Genomic DNA, 11,744 nt, shown 5'->3' with positions numbered 1-11,744 from the left:
GAAAGCCGCGGCTTACGGCCTCAACCCCGTATGCCCGAACCGGGACCGACCACCGCAGATGTTCGCGTCACCTCAATGGACAAGAACGCACGCCAGGTTGAGTCTCGGCAGTGGGCGGAGATTTGGCGAACCCCGGAGAATGGCCGAACCTGCATCGGGTTGGAGTGCCCATTCTGCTTCGAGGTCGTAAAAGCGTATGTATGGTCTCTACCGAACGGTAAGAGGTGCCTGTGCGGTGCGTTTCACGGGCGACTCAAGTCGACGCATTGGCGTCAGGCAGAGTCATCCGCGGACACTTCGTCCTTCGTGAACCTGGCGGCGACTGATCAGTAATTCAATCGAGGAACATAAACTTGAACCAAGAACTGAAGGCCTACCAGTTGGGCGACGATATTGTTGCCCACTACAGTCCGGAAAAAGCACTCGACTTTCTGCGTCGCTTTTGCGGATTAACCGATGAGGTAGGTATCGAGGATATCGAGTTGACGAGCGATATTTTGCTCGACACCGAAATGCTCGAGGAGGACGGCACGCCGGCCGGGACTCTGCGTGCTCACCTCGCTGCGGCTACTGAACCATGCTATCTGCATGGGTCTGAATAACGAGACCCACCTCGTGATGGTCGATGTGACCCATCTCCTGGGACAACGCCTACACCCTCAGGAGAGAATCATGAACAGTCATGCAGGTACAGTTGTGAAGAACGAAACCACCGGAGATGATGTTTCGCCAGAACAATTGCACGTGGTTTTTACACCTGACCACGAGGAGGAAGGCAGTGGCCTCAAAGTCGACATTTCAGAATGGTTGAGAGAGGCAGGTCTTCCAGATCTGACGCTCCTGTGGACTCACACGGAAGTTTTCAACATCGACCATGTTGGCCGAATTCTAGAGTGGTATTACGTCGACAAAAATCCCGATCTCAAAACTCTCGTTGAACGATGCCGGCGCATTAATCGGGAGGTGATGCCGTTCGATTATCGGTGTACGTTCAATGCAGAAGCTCTAAAGGCTTGGATCCTCGCAAATCGTCATGACCTCGGTAATTCGCTGGTGTGCTTGCGCAACTCTGTAATTGTCTACACCACGGATACGCCGGGGTTCAAGTCGAAAGGATCGTACTTTTGGTACAAATTGAATTTCGGTACCAGGTCCACAGAACGGTTTGATAGTGAGCTTGAAGCGGCCAACAACGCAGTAGTTGTGCTCAGTCTTGCATAGTCTCGGCATCTCAACATTCACCTAAGCCCTGATCGCATTGCGCGGTAGGGGCTTTTTTGTGCCCCGTGCGAACAGCACCGCAATCGCTGCGGTGGTTTCATGCGCTGTGTTGCGCATCTCCCAGTACGAAGATTACAACCTCCCGGAGACGCCCTCATGAATCTGCTGAACGCTAACGATCTCACCTGGCCAGAAAAAATTGCTTTCGACGATTTCAAGATCTTCGAAGGTCGAGTTCCCTGCGAAGGTGTTGCCTCAGCCGAACGATGGCTCGAAAAAAAACGCAGCGAGTTCATCGCCCATATCATGCACGTCAATGAAGAGGCAAGTTACATCGCTTTCCTCGCACGATTGAACAACGAAACTCCATCGCCGGCGGTCCGCCCTGCTGAACTGGTCGCAAAGCAATGAGAACACGACTGCTGGTGCTGGTCTCGATAAAAGGTAAGCCGCAGATGACACATGTCCGTGGCCTATTCCGGTTAGCGATCACCGCACGCAGTACAGACGAATATTTGTGCTGCGTGGTTTCTTTTCAATAAACGTACTACCCACCCCGACCATCTCTATGGTCGGGTTTTTCTTTGTGAAAACCGTAGGTTTATCAGCAAAAGGGCAATTTAAAAACGGCTTTGACAGGTGCCTTAAACGCACCTAAAATGATCTCATAGGCATTTCTGTGGAAAAACAGCGATGAGCACACCTACTGCATTTCAAGCCAGCAAAATATTGCCCATTAGCACCCACGCTATGCCACCTAGCCAGACCAGGTGGACGCTATGCGAGCAGGACAACAGAGTAGCTGTGATGAAAGATGACAAACCAACGTTCATCAAAGATGTTCGAGTTGTCCTCGGCAGCGAGTCCGGCACTGTTGGGTCGTGCATCGGCTGCGGTGAAGAAAAGGTGCGTGACGGTGCACTGGGTAGATTGAGCATTTGACCACAGAATGGTTGTGCAGGGCCTGCTCCGAAGGCCCACCAGCAGCCAACGACGAATGAAAGGAAAGACGTGATGAACACTCGTAACAGTTCCCGCTTGATTGATGCCGATGGCCACGCAGCTTGGGTTACTCGCGAAGCAGCAGCTCGCTATCTGCGCCTTGGTCGGCAGCTCGGCTATACCTGGCGTCAAACCGAGTTTGGTTGGAAAGCCAACTGATCAGGGAAAAGCCGCTGAACCTCAGGCCTTGGCCCACTAACTTGTGCCAAGGCAGCGAAGTCAAATTAGATTTTGAGCTACCCAGGAACAAAACGGAGCAGTAGCCAAGCAGGCCGGGTTCGGTTTCGTCTGGTGTGGCAGATCGAAGTTAAGTAGGAGAACTACGATGCCGATGAAACCACTTTGTCTTTGCTGCGATCGCTGCCGTACGCAGCAGCCAACGGCCAGAAGCTACATGACGGCCGGTGTTTGTTACACATTGTGCGATCCTTGCCGTGAAGAGTTTGATCGTCCAGCGACGCCGGATCGTCCTCTTGACGAGCGCAATGCCTCCCTTAATTGGTTGTTTTAAACTATCCGTCCCTTGTGAGGAGCAACAATGAAGACTGACATTCGAATCGCGGCGGTGAAAATGATCGGCCTCGCCTTGGATGAGGTGAAAGCCTTCGACGGCCTGTTACCTCCCGCTGATCCGGAAGTGAGAAGTGCCGCTCCGCAGACTTTCCTCGATCTGGTTAAGCAATACTCCGGCGATCGATTACCAGAGCATGAGTTGGTTGTTGCGATTGATGCGATAGCGCCCCTGTTCCCTTTCTATCAGTTCGCCTGGAGGTAGAGGGGGGGGGCGCCCAGGTACACTACAAGCCCAGCCGTCAAACGTTGGGCTACCCAGTAAAAGGATGCTCCTCTGGCGTCCACAACATCGAAGGAATGACCGGATATGACCACCAAACCTGATACATCGTTGCGATGCTCCCCGATTGCGTCACGCTGCAACTTAGAAACGGACAGCTTCATCGCGACGCCGGCCCTCCTGATTCACTGCGGCTGAGATAAGGGTATAGACCGATGGCGGATCAGTTTAAGCATCACCTACGGCTCAAGCGTCCGTGCGCAAATTGCCCGTTTCTCCCGAAGGGTGCGATTGAGCTTGCATCAGGGCGACTTGAGGAAATCATCAGCGAGCTCCTCGAAGATGACCACAAAACGTTCCCTTGCCATAAGACGGTTCACTCGGCAGGCGGGGGCGAATGGGACGATGACGGCAACTATATGCCGTCTGGCCATGAGGCCATGTGCGCAGGCGCAGCGGCCTTCCTCATGAAGCACCACCGACCAACTGTCGGCATGCGCTATGCATTCGCAACTGGGGCCGCTTCACCAACCGATTGGGATGAAGCCAAGACTATGACAATTGAGTGAAAGGAAACAGGCTGTTTGAGTAGAGCCGGGGAGGAGTAGGACTGGTAGCCCAAAATTAGAGAAAACTCGATCGGTTACATCCAAGCCCTGGCCTAAAAACTGGGGCCAAGTCAGTGAAGAGGCGCGGCTTTCGTGTCTGTCCAAGAAAGGAGATCATGTGAGCACTAATGCAGATTCCGTGGAGTTGACTCTGATTTACGGAAAGCCGGGCGAGTTGGGTCGTACGTCAGAGCCCCAGAAATATTCAGTGTTGATAGGGCGCCTAGATAGCTGCTACTCGGTTCTCATCACGCCTTCAGAAATTGGCATTGAACTACTTAAGGCACCTGGTCTTTCTCGCGCACGGGTCAAGCTTACAGACGGTACTGTGCTTGAGGGTGCAGTGCGCGCTGTTCAGTACAATTATTTCGAGCTGGTCGAGGACTGGCGTTCAGCGTAAGAACTGCACAGAAGGCCAAAAGCCGAGGTCAATTAGCTTGCGTTTATTGTCAGCACGCCGCCTTGCGGGCTTCGTCAGTGAAACAAGGCGCTTTCGGCGCAAGGGAAGAGAATGATTTTCAGCGAAGAAATAACCGGCCAAATCTGCAACGCCGTCCCAGGCATTACGCCCACCGTGTTGCGCTCCGTACTCAGCGTAGCGGGGGAGGGGAGTCAGCTGCTGTTCATCCAAGGTCAAGGGAAGCAGGTAATCGATGAGAAATCGAAGTATCCCGACTATCTTCAGATTGAAATCGGCGACGCTCAAGAGGCGATGGCGCTGTCACGGCGGCTTTTAGAAGCGTGTACTGCTGCCATTGGAAACGGCGGTGCCCTACCGTCTCCAGTCACCTTGTTGATTGCCGGACAAGCAATCATCAGCGAGTAGGAGAAGCGCATGCTGATCAAAATACGAGAGGGAGACGTATTCCCCCTGAATCGGCCTCAGCAGGTCTGGTGGGGAGATAGTCCCGAGGTGATGCAAGTCGCTCGTTTCGCAGGCCAGGAAATGCTCGCGATTACTGATGATGCTGGTGCTTTCGAGTTGGACTATTTGGGCCATATTGGAAGCGGTTTTGTCAGCATCGAAGACGCTAAAGCGGCAGCGCCCGAGTTTGCTCGGAGCGTCTTAGAACGGCTCCGCAATACTGTCCAGGACGTTTAGAACCCTAGCTGCCTAAAAAAAACCGTCCCGCCCATGCCCCGCACTAAACGTGGGGCTGATTCCGTAGTGGAGGCTCGCTTTAGTGACTCCGATCGAGTAGGTAAAATCATGAAATCCAAGTTTTTGTTTTTGCTTTTCACAATTGCATTTGGCGCTCAGGCGGAGATGAAACCAGGTACCCCAGAAGCAGCTGGTGCAATGGCCATACCGTATTTGACCAACCGATTCATTGTCGTTGCGCCTCCGGAAGTTGAAGGCGATGAAGCAACTGTAAAGGCGCTGATCATGGGGCAGGAATGCACGCTGAATATGGTTCGAGCTCCAAACTCACAGAATGCATACGGTTGGTCTGTTTACGGATCGGTCTGCGGAGCAAGAACCGCTGCGCAGCAAGAAAAGTGGTTGAAGGATTACAACGCCAGCAGTATGTCGCACCATGAAGTGGGCGTTAAACTGAGCGGTCCAGGTGCTAGTTCTGAAACCGCTGAGAAATGAGCTGTCGCCGGCGGCATAACATGATGCGACCTTCGGTAAAGCTGTACGAACCTCATTTTCTTGATCGGTGTTGGCCATCTCATTCCACACACCAACTCGTCAGGAAATACACGCCATGCGAAAACAACCCCAACTCGTTTTCAAAAATGTGACCGGCATTGAGGCTGCAAAAGCTCTCGCTGAAAAGCTTTTGGAGGAGTCCGCTTTTTATCAGGTAACACCACTACCAGCAGGTGAGTATGAATTTGCTGTCAAACTTGACCGCCAATGCATGTTCGATGATGGTCAAGAAACAGAATCTCGGACTTACGAGGATGCCGACTTCTCGACCATGGACATGAATGGGCTGGTCAAGTGGTACATCAAAAATGTCGGGTACGACCCAGTTGAAGATGACCCATCCACAGACGTGGAGGAGCTTCGGGCGCGTTGTACAGAAATGCTCGAAATTGATCGCGCAGGCGGTCTCGACTCTGAATGAACGCCGTGGCACCTTCATTGAATAACGCAACAAAGCCCCCGGCCGAGCCCGGGGGTTTTTTTTCACCCATGGATTCGTGCTCGAACATCTATCAACTGGGCCGTTAATTTCCGAGACTTTCGGAATGGTCTGACATCATTGACTATTTGCACGCTTTATACTCGACCAGCCCAATCTATAGGACAGGAGTCTCAACATGAGCGATCACAACCAGGCTGTGCAGGATATGGAGGCTGAAGAAATGCGGCGGCAGCACATGGATGTCGCGCTCGCCGGTGCAGACAAAGTCCAATTGCGTGCCTTGTGGACGCGCACGGAGGATCTGCGCATGGCTAAGGACCAGGATGGTTTCAGCGCGAGCATCCTGGAGCTGTATTTCACCATTCGTGATCACGTCTTCAGCCGGGCAGTTCAGGATAAGGATGGTGAAGGGGCTCATCTGGAACATGTCGACTTAGCGCTCGGTGGCGCTGATATTAGCCAACTACGCGGCCTATGGGCGCACGGGGAAAATCTGCGCTTGTCTAAGGACGAGGAGGCTTTTGGTGCGTACGTATTGGAGCTGTATTTCAACATCCGCGATTACGTCTACGACCTGCCAAAGGTACTACTTCCCGATCTTGACGAAACATGCATCTCTGAGGTCTCTCCGGTTATGCACGGAGGCAGAGAGGAGCAGCCTAATGTCTGATGAAAAACGAGATGGAATGGAGAAGGCAGATGCCGTCGACACATTGGCCATAAAGCTGCCGGCCTATGAAGCCCGGTTCGAGGATGATCGCTCGCGCAAAGTCGCGCTGATCGTTCAAACGGATCGGTTTCGGCAGGCACTCAGGTCTTCACAACCACAAGGCTCGGCTGCCTTGGGAGGGCGGTATACGCCGATCACCACAAAGTGAGCTAGGCGAAAACCTGATAAAAAAAGCCGCCTTGGTGGGCGGCCTCGATCAAACGTTATTCGGGTATCACACCTCTGAAGGCTGATTTATGTTTTCTGAGCAAAGCCATTCATGAAGAGAATCTAGCAACGCGCCGGTCCATTTCACTCCTGATTTACTGCTCTCGCCGTGATACACGTTGAAGGTCTCACCTTTTTTGATGTCGGGCGGAACGCATGCCCTTCGCAGTACACTGTGCCCTTTGATGTCGTAGTCTTGATAGCCATGATCTGACGTGAACAAGACAACTTCAAATCCCTCGGCGTCCTTCACCTGGTCTGCACGCATCATGCTGCTGTCTCCGTTTTTCGTCCAAGGTACAGTTTCCGGGCATAGGACATGTCCACCTCCCGATCGACGCGAGCGGCGAAATCAAGTGTTCCCTTTTCCAATTGCTCAGGTGTCCAGGAATTGCCGATCGTGAGCCAGGTGGTACTCAGTACATTTCCACCCTCGCTCAAGTAATTGCCCATCGCTTTGAAACCGCCCTCAGATGTCGGAATGAGAGAGATCTGCGCGGTTTTGACACCCACCTCTGTTTCGTAGTCCTTCGAAGAGACAGCGATTGTGTACGCCATATCAAATTCACAAGGGGTCATCCAGCCGGCGGTGGCCAGGTGAACCGCAAGTTGCTTTTTCAACGCAGTGTATTGCTCAGTCATGTGCATGGTTACGCCTCTGTTTGCATGGTTCTGTGATATGCAACTCAGCCGGCAATAAAGAACCGTGGGGCAGCGTTCATGGAAAAATATCGTGTGGAGGACGGGGTGTCCGACGGGACATGTCATATCAAATGGTGTGTATGAATTTGGCTTTGACAGGTGCGTTAAACGCACCTATAGTGCTCCCAATAAGTCACTCGTTGGGATTGCTCATGAATTATTACGTCGTTGCCACAGAATCTTGCTTCTTGGACAAAACCGTGGAGGAGGGCGAGATTGTTTCCACCCATACGGCCTCTCACACTGCAAAGGAAAAGGCTGCAAAGCTCAACATTCGTAAGCTGTCATCCGGCAAAGGCCAGTTTGTTTCTGTTCAATCCGATACAACTTATCGTAAGGGTGATATCGCGATGGACCTCGTTGAGAAGCATCATGCTGATCAACGTGAGAACCTTTGCATGCGACTCATGGAGGCAATTCTTTCTGTCGAGCTGACTGGCATTGCTGCACGAATGGCCGACGACGCAGGCTACTACCTGCAAGATCTCGGACTGAGCATCGAGGAGCTTCGCGCCCAGTACGAACCTGTCGTTAGAAAGAACCACCAGGACGCTATAGCGTCTCGCCAAGCTCAGGCTCAGAAAAACGCTCGAGCCTATGTAGCGCAAAAGAGCGTAGACGAAATCAGAAGTGAGCCCTGCTTCGCTGTTCCAGCAGTCCGTGGCATTCAGTCGGGTGAAGAATATTACCTTGCCCAAGTACCCTATCCGATCCTCGCCAAGCTTTTTGTTTTCGACGAGGAGTCGGTCCCCGCTGAGTTGCGAGCTCAGCGCAATTTGAACAAAAAACGGGCGGAGGACATCAGCGACTACATCCTTGCCAATAGGCACGATTACGTTTTGCCGGCCCTGACTGCAAGCGTTGACACTGCGATGGCTTTCGAACCAATGGATGGGGGCAAACAGCTCGGAACCCTACACATTCCGATGAGCGCCATGATGCTCATCAACGATGGCCAGCACCGGCGTTTCGCTATCGAGCTGGCGCTGAAATCTGATCCGTCACTACAAAACGAGACAGCTCCGGTTCAAATACACTTCGACCAGGGGCTTCGTCGATCTCAACAAATTTTTGCGGACATCAATAGTAAAGCCGTCAAGCCTTCATCAGCGCTGAACGCACTTTATGACCACCGCAATCCTTACAACGCCTGGATTCAAGAAATTCTCAAGGCCATGCCGGAAATTAAGAAGCGGATCGATTTCGAGAACGCTACACCCGGTCAGCGTTCATACAAGCTCTGGAGCCTGGTTGCGTTTAAAAAGTTTGTGACACTGCTCACCGGTGTCAGCGAAAAGACCATTGGCCAGCAGGATCCGCAGCGATTGGCCGGCATTGCGGAGATGGTGAAGCGCTTCTTCGATGAGTGCGCCGAGCACTTGCCCCAGTGGGCGCATATGGTCAGCGGAAGTATCCCGGCGTTCGATGTGCGGGAAATGATGATCATCGGTCACGCCGTATTTTTGGAAGCGCTGGGGATATTCGGCCGCGAAGCATTGTTCACAGGCAATCGGTTACTGACGTTCGATCGACATGCCAAGGTTTATGATCCAGGTTTCGCCAACTGGGAGGTGATGGAGCGCTTGAAAGGGGTCCAGACCGGGAAGGTCGATCGGATGTGGGAAAATCGCTGCGTGGTCCTGGGTAAAATGCAAAAGACCACAGATGGCACTAAATCGACCGCAGCAAAACTTCTCGAAGTGACCGGTGTGCCACTGCCAGCTGATCTGGCGGAAGTGAACGCCCGCGTCGAAAGCTTGGCCTCAAGCCCTCGATAACCAGAATTTTCGGACATCAAAAATGGCAAATTTAAAGACAATTCCCCATCCCAAGCTAAAACGGGACTACACAGGGAAGCGGGTGCGCACTGTGCGAGAACTCTGCAACGGCTGGGGTATTATCCCGGCAGGCTCTCTTGCGGTGATTGACCATCAGAGTCCTAAAGGGTCCTCGCTGATAATCGAGGCCTGTAACTGCTGCGGTGTTAAACCGATCATCAGCGCCGTTAGTGCATCCGACATTGAATTTGTGGAATGACTCGGCCAGGTATTGTACCTACCATGCACTGCTGCGTATTACCCGGGCGTGCATGATCGATGAGTTAGAGGTAGCAACAATGGAAACGGTTGTACTCGAAACGAAAGACGCCCGCGGGAAGGATCTTTGGATCGCCATGAAAGAGGACGGCCATCCGGTCCTTTTCTGCTTAGACTGTAACTTTCACTCGCAGGGTGGTCGTGACTACGACGAGCTCCCCCGCTACTACCGAACCGAGCGCGGCGCACGCATGGCGGCTGCTCGGCTTACGGGAGAAAAGCTGGTTTGGACAAGAGTCGGTTCTGCATATCCCGCAGAGAGAAAAGCATCGCCAACTAGTAAAACCGTTATGAGGCCTCGGCGTCCCCGCAAACCGACCCAACTACAGCAAGGCATTTTGTACGCCGCAGCTGATTTGGCCCGGTTTATCGTTCAGGTTGAAGATGCCGCCGCTCTTCTTCAGCGCCAGGGCTTGGCCGATGCCGACTGTTCAGACATCGAAGAAATGGATAAGGAGCAGCTGAGGGTGCTGCGCGATGATTTTGGTCTGCCCCTGCGCGGTCTCGACTGAGATATTCGTTATTGCTTCAACGGTTTATTCACGCCCAGTCATGCTGGGCAGCGGCAGTAGAGAGGCACGGCTGCGCGCCCGCGCAAAGCGACCTCGCGGCAAAACACTCCAAAATTCTTTTCAATGATTCACGGTCTCATCAGGAAAGCGGCAGATGAATAATCCATTTTTCACAAAGTTCGAGGCTAGAGTGACCGTCGAGGGCGCATTTTCATCGGACGCCAAGGTTTTCAACCCAAAGTCACTATTAGAGTTGGCCCTTCAGTATGCACTGGTCAACATGTCTCCCGATGAAGTGTCGAACCTTGTCGGTGACGTTTCCAAAAAAATGCTGCACTCCTTATCGTGCAAACGTCGCCGCGAGGGTGACATTGTGCGCGTTGACCCAGAAGGTGACTCGGGCCTGTATCTGATTTCGACTGGGCGAGGCGATCCGGATGAATGCACAAGCTGTGGCAATCCTCTTTGCAAAGAGTGGCCAACTCTTGTTGAGTTGTCACCAGATGGCGCAGCGACTGGCGAGTTCGCATACCACGTATCCGAGTGCCAGATGCTTGACCCTGAGGTAAAAGATAAGGCTGCGCTTGAAGCGATTGGTTGTTCAGTGCTTTCAAGCATTCGAGGTGCGATAAATTCGGATGAAGCAGTCGTTCAACAACATCCTGGAGGCGGTAGCAAGCTGCTGATTTTGCAAGATGAGTTTTATGACCTCAAATAGGCTTTCACCTGCAATCTCGCTCGATAACCAACCGCTACAAATCCAAATGTGTAATCTGCTCGCTTATACCAGGTGCTAAAGCTTCAGGGAGAAGGCGCGCATTAGGCACTCATTCATTTGAAAAAAAGGATCATGTGTTGTACGACGAAAGCCTCCCATTCGACATTGAGCAGCTACAAAGATGGCTCGAGCCCCTCGCCGATTCTGCAAATGTAGAGTGCGACGGGATGACCAGACTGGTTGCACATCTGCTGCGCAGGAATGGGATTGAGCATGTTGTTGCAGTAGGACTTCTCGCGGATTCTAAGCGCATGAACGATCCTGCCGTGAGCCTTGATGAAGAATGTGCGGTGACGCACTGTTGGATTGAGTTGGGGTTCAGTTACATCGTCGACTTCAGGGCTCGCATGTGGATGGGGGCTGAGGCACAGCACGGCGTATTCATCCCGGCCGGAAGATTCGAATACCTTACAAAGGACCGATTTCAATTCGAACCGGTATCCGAATCGGTGCTAGAACTCATGGCGGGCGTGAGGGTGAGAGATTGGATACCGTTCCAAGCCATTGCGTAGGTGACTCTCTCCTCTCTTGTGCCCTCGCCTGATTGTGGCTGAGGCGCAAGTCGCTATACACGGGGACAGTGCAGGCGTTTCCGACTAGGTTCTTTTTTGCGAGCCCTTGTGATCGCTCTGAATGCGGGCGAGGGTTCATGGCCCATGTTTGAAGTAGGTGCATTCATAGCACCAGCGAGAAAATTTAATGACCGATGTTGTGAGCTACCCAAAAGGAGATCTACGCCGCATGCTCTCAGTTTTGGCTGCACTCGAATCCATGCCCGAGGCGACCTTGGTAAAGCTCGTGGCCAAAACCGGACTGGATAAGAAGACCGTATCCAATCTAATCATTCAGGCCGGCGAGCAGGCGGGCGTACAGATAAGCAAATCAGGCCCAATCTACAAGATTCAAAACTGGGGCCCAGTTATCAAGCGAAGCGGTGCAAAAATGGCTTTGACAGGTGCGTTAAACGCACCTATAGTGCCCGCGTAATCACACGCT

General features: G+C 52.6%; 21 protein-coding genes. 19 read left to right on the top strand and 2 right to left on the bottom strand.

The genetic code is table 11. The annotated features are described in order from the left end of the window. Window positions 1–353: 353 nt before the first annotated feature. From QMX88_RS04030 to QMX88_RS03970, 14 genes are all read left to right on the top strand, one after another. Window positions 354–602 carry a hypothetical protein gene (locus QMX88_RS04030; protein ID WP_230691936.1) on the top strand — a complete coding sequence of 83 codons (249 nt, stop codon included), beginning with the start codon at window positions 354–356 and terminating at the stop codon, window positions 600–602. A gap of 70 nt (window positions 603–672) precedes the next feature. Beyond that, window positions 673–1,221, top strand: coding sequence for a hypothetical protein (locus tag QMX88_RS04025; protein WP_230691937.1), 549 nt, complete (start codon window positions 673–675; stop codon window positions 1,219–1,221). 156 nt (window positions 1,222–1,377) lie between these two features. After that, the gene (locus QMX88_RS04020; RefSeq protein WP_282366580.1) at window positions 1,378–1,632 is read left to right on the top strand and encodes a hypothetical protein; all 255 of its coding nucleotides are present in this window, start codon (window positions 1,378–1,380) and stop codon (window positions 1,630–1,632) included. Window positions 1,633–2,028: 396 nt separating this feature from the next. After that, window positions 2,029–2,163 carry a hypothetical protein gene (locus tag QMX88_RS04015; protein WP_282366578.1) on the top strand — a complete coding sequence of 45 codons (135 nt, stop codon included), beginning with the start codon at window positions 2,029–2,031 and terminating at the stop codon, window positions 2,161–2,163. Window positions 2,164–2,235: 72 nt separating this feature from the next. Further along, window positions 2,236–2,382 (top strand): hypothetical protein, encoded by a 147-nt coding sequence (locus QMX88_RS04010; protein ID WP_230691940.1) that lies wholly within the window; start codon window positions 2,236–2,238, stop codon window positions 2,380–2,382. Window positions 2,383–2,761: 379 nt separating this feature from the next. Then, window positions 2,762–2,998: a hypothetical protein gene (locus QMX88_RS04005; protein ID WP_282366576.1), complete on the top strand. Its 237-nt coding sequence runs from the start codon at window positions 2,762–2,764 to the stop codon at window positions 2,996–2,998. A 134-nt stretch (window positions 2,999–3,132) separates the two neighbouring features. Beyond that, a complete protein-coding gene (locus tag QMX88_RS29575; RefSeq protein WP_442969429.1) occupies window positions 3,133–3,219 on the top strand; it encodes a hypothetical protein in 87 nt (28 codons plus the stop codon). Window positions 3,220–3,231: 12 nt separating this feature from the next. After that, a complete protein-coding gene (locus tag QMX88_RS04000) occupies window positions 3,232–3,585 on the top strand; it encodes a hypothetical protein (RefSeq protein WP_230691946.1) in 354 nt (117 codons plus the stop codon). Between the two features lie 550 nt (window positions 3,586–4,135). Further along, complete coding sequence (locus QMX88_RS03995; protein ID WP_282366573.1) at window positions 4,136–4,450, top strand: hypothetical protein; 315 nt, start codon at window positions 4,136–4,138, stop codon at window positions 4,448–4,450. 9 nt (window positions 4,451–4,459) lie between these two features. After that, window positions 4,460–4,726, top strand: a complete 267-nt coding sequence (locus tag QMX88_RS03990; RefSeq protein WP_282366571.1) for a hypothetical protein — start codon at window positions 4,460–4,462, stop codon at window positions 4,724–4,726. 108 nt (window positions 4,727–4,834) lie between these two features. Further along, window positions 4,835–5,221, top strand: coding sequence for a hypothetical protein (locus tag QMX88_RS03985; protein WP_282366569.1), 387 nt, complete (start codon window positions 4,835–4,837; stop codon window positions 5,219–5,221). Window positions 5,222–5,336: 115 nt separating this feature from the next. After that, entirely contained in the window at window positions 5,337–5,702 is a 366-nt protein-coding gene (locus QMX88_RS03980) for a hypothetical protein (protein ID WP_282366567.1), read from the top strand. A 196-nt stretch (window positions 5,703–5,898) separates the two neighbouring features. After that, window positions 5,899–6,393 (top strand): hypothetical protein, encoded by a 495-nt coding sequence (locus QMX88_RS03975; RefSeq protein WP_282366565.1) that lies wholly within the window; start codon window positions 5,899–5,901, stop codon window positions 6,391–6,393. Then, entirely contained in the window at window positions 6,386–6,601 is a 216-nt protein-coding gene (locus QMX88_RS03970; protein ID WP_282366563.1) for a hypothetical protein, read from the top strand. The genes QMX88_RS03975 and QMX88_RS03970 overlap by 8 nt, the downstream gene beginning before the upstream one ends. Window positions 6,602–6,667: 66 nt before the next feature. On the opposite strand, the gene QMX88_RS03965 is transcribed toward QMX88_RS03970, so the two are convergent. Both QMX88_RS03965 and QMX88_RS03960 read right to left on the bottom strand, forming a co-directional pair. Then, complete coding sequence (locus QMX88_RS03965; RefSeq protein ID WP_282366561.1) at window positions 6,668–6,931, bottom strand: hypothetical protein; 264 nt, start codon at window positions 6,929–6,931, stop codon at window positions 6,668–6,670. After that, complete coding sequence (locus tag QMX88_RS03960) at window positions 6,928–7,302, bottom strand: hypothetical protein (protein WP_282366558.1); 375 nt, start codon at window positions 7,300–7,302, stop codon at window positions 6,928–6,930. Before QMX88_RS03960 ends, QMX88_RS03965 begins: the two co-directional genes overlap by 4 nt. 212 nt (window positions 7,303–7,514) lie before the next feature. On the opposite strand from QMX88_RS03960, the gene QMX88_RS03955 reads away from it, so the two are divergent. The 5 genes from QMX88_RS03955 (at window position 7,515) to QMX88_RS03935 (ending at window position 11,735) form a co-directional block, all read left to right on the top strand. After that, on the top strand, window positions 7,515–9,140 hold the full coding sequence (locus QMX88_RS03955) for a DNA sulfur modification protein DndB (protein WP_282366556.1): 1,626 nt from the start codon (window positions 7,515–7,517) through the stop codon (window positions 9,138–9,140). Window positions 9,141–9,451: 311 nt separating this feature from the next. Next, on the top strand, window positions 9,452–9,970 hold the full coding sequence (locus QMX88_RS03950; RefSeq protein ID WP_282366554.1) for a hypothetical protein: 519 nt from the start codon (window positions 9,452–9,454) through the stop codon (window positions 9,968–9,970). A 154-nt stretch (window positions 9,971–10,124) separates the two neighbouring features. Further along, window positions 10,125–10,688, top strand: coding sequence for a hypothetical protein (locus tag QMX88_RS03945; protein WP_282366552.1), 564 nt, complete (start codon window positions 10,125–10,127; stop codon window positions 10,686–10,688). A gap of 137 nt (window positions 10,689–10,825) precedes the next feature. After that, window positions 10,826–11,260, top strand: coding sequence for a hypothetical protein (locus tag QMX88_RS03940; protein ID WP_230691956.1), 435 nt, complete (start codon window positions 10,826–10,828; stop codon window positions 11,258–11,260). A 187-nt stretch (window positions 11,261–11,447) separates the two neighbouring features. Further along, on the top strand, window positions 11,448–11,735 hold the full coding sequence (locus tag QMX88_RS03935; RefSeq protein WP_282366550.1) for a hypothetical protein: 288 nt from the start codon (window positions 11,448–11,450) through the stop codon (window positions 11,733–11,735). Window positions 11,736–11,744 lie beyond the last annotated feature (9 nt).

Origin of the sequence: Pseudomonas sp. PS02290, from assembly GCF_029960075.1 — a bacterium.
Classification (GTDB): domain Bacteria; phylum Pseudomonadota; class Gammaproteobacteria; order Pseudomonadales; family Pseudomonadaceae; genus Aquipseudomonas.
Note: the sequence above shows the minus strand (reverse complement) of the source record. Positions and strands in the feature narration are given on the sequence as shown.

What these genes read in the sequence shown, in the direction of transcription:
- QMX88_RS03945 (WP_282366552.1), top strand. Translation starts at nt 10,125, where the DNA reads ATGAATAATCCATTTTTCACAAAGTTCGAGGCTAGAGTGACCGTCGAG.
- QMX88_RS03935 (WP_282366550.1), top strand. Translation starts at nt 11,448, where the DNA reads ATGACCGATGTTGTGAGCTACCCAAAAGGAGATCTACGCCGCATGCTC.
- QMX88_RS03985 (WP_282366569.1), top strand. Translation starts at nt 4,835, where the DNA reads ATGAAATCCAAGTTTTTGTTTTTGCTTTTCACAATTGCATTTGGCGCT.
- QMX88_RS03970 (WP_282366563.1), top strand. Translation starts at nt 6,386, where the DNA reads ATGTCTGATGAAAAACGAGATGGAATGGAGAAGGCAGATGCCGTCGAC.
- QMX88_RS03980 (WP_282366567.1), top strand. Translation starts at nt 5,337, where the DNA reads ATGCGAAAACAACCCCAACTCGTTTTCAAAAATGTGACCGGCATTGAG.
- QMX88_RS04015 (WP_282366578.1), top strand. Translation starts at nt 2,029, where the DNA reads ATGAAAGATGACAAACCAACGTTCATCAAAGATGTTCGAGTTGTCCTC.
- QMX88_RS03975 (WP_282366565.1), top strand. Translation starts at nt 5,899, where the DNA reads ATGAGCGATCACAACCAGGCTGTGCAGGATATGGAGGCTGAAGAAATG.
- QMX88_RS03955 (WP_282366556.1), top strand. Translation starts at nt 7,515, where the DNA reads ATGAATTATTACGTCGTTGCCACAGAATCTTGCTTCTTGGACAAAACC.
- QMX88_RS04020 (WP_282366580.1), top strand. Translation starts at nt 1,378, where the DNA reads ATGAATCTGCTGAACGCTAACGATCTCACCTGGCCAGAAAAAATTGCT.
- QMX88_RS03965 (WP_282366561.1), bottom strand. Translation starts at nt 6,931, where the DNA reads ATGATGCGTGCAGACCAGGTGAAGGACGCCGAGGGATTTGAAGTTGTC.
- QMX88_RS04000 (WP_230691946.1), top strand. Translation starts at nt 3,232, where the DNA reads ATGGCGGATCAGTTTAAGCATCACCTACGGCTCAAGCGTCCGTGCGCA.
- QMX88_RS04025 (WP_230691937.1), top strand. Translation starts at nt 673, where the DNA reads ATGAACAGTCATGCAGGTACAGTTGTGAAGAACGAAACCACCGGAGAT.
- QMX88_RS04010 (WP_230691940.1), top strand. Translation starts at nt 2,236, where the DNA reads ATGAACACTCGTAACAGTTCCCGCTTGATTGATGCCGATGGCCACGCA.
- QMX88_RS03960 (WP_282366558.1), bottom strand. Translation starts at nt 7,302, where the DNA reads ATGACTGAGCAATACACTGCGTTGAAAAAGCAACTTGCGGTTCACCTG.
- QMX88_RS04005 (WP_282366576.1), top strand. Translation starts at nt 2,762, where the DNA reads ATGAAGACTGACATTCGAATCGCGGCGGTGAAAATGATCGGCCTCGCC.
- QMX88_RS29575 (WP_442969429.1), top strand. Translation starts at nt 3,133, where the DNA reads ATGCTCCCCGATTGCGTCACGCTGCAACTTAGAAACGGACAGCTTCAT.
- QMX88_RS03995 (WP_282366573.1), top strand. Translation starts at nt 4,136, where the DNA reads ATGATTTTCAGCGAAGAAATAACCGGCCAAATCTGCAACGCCGTCCCA.
- QMX88_RS03990 (WP_282366571.1), top strand. Translation starts at nt 4,460, where the DNA reads ATGCTGATCAAAATACGAGAGGGAGACGTATTCCCCCTGAATCGGCCT.
- QMX88_RS03950 (WP_282366554.1), top strand. Translation starts at nt 9,452, where the DNA reads ATGATCGATGAGTTAGAGGTAGCAACAATGGAAACGGTTGTACTCGAA.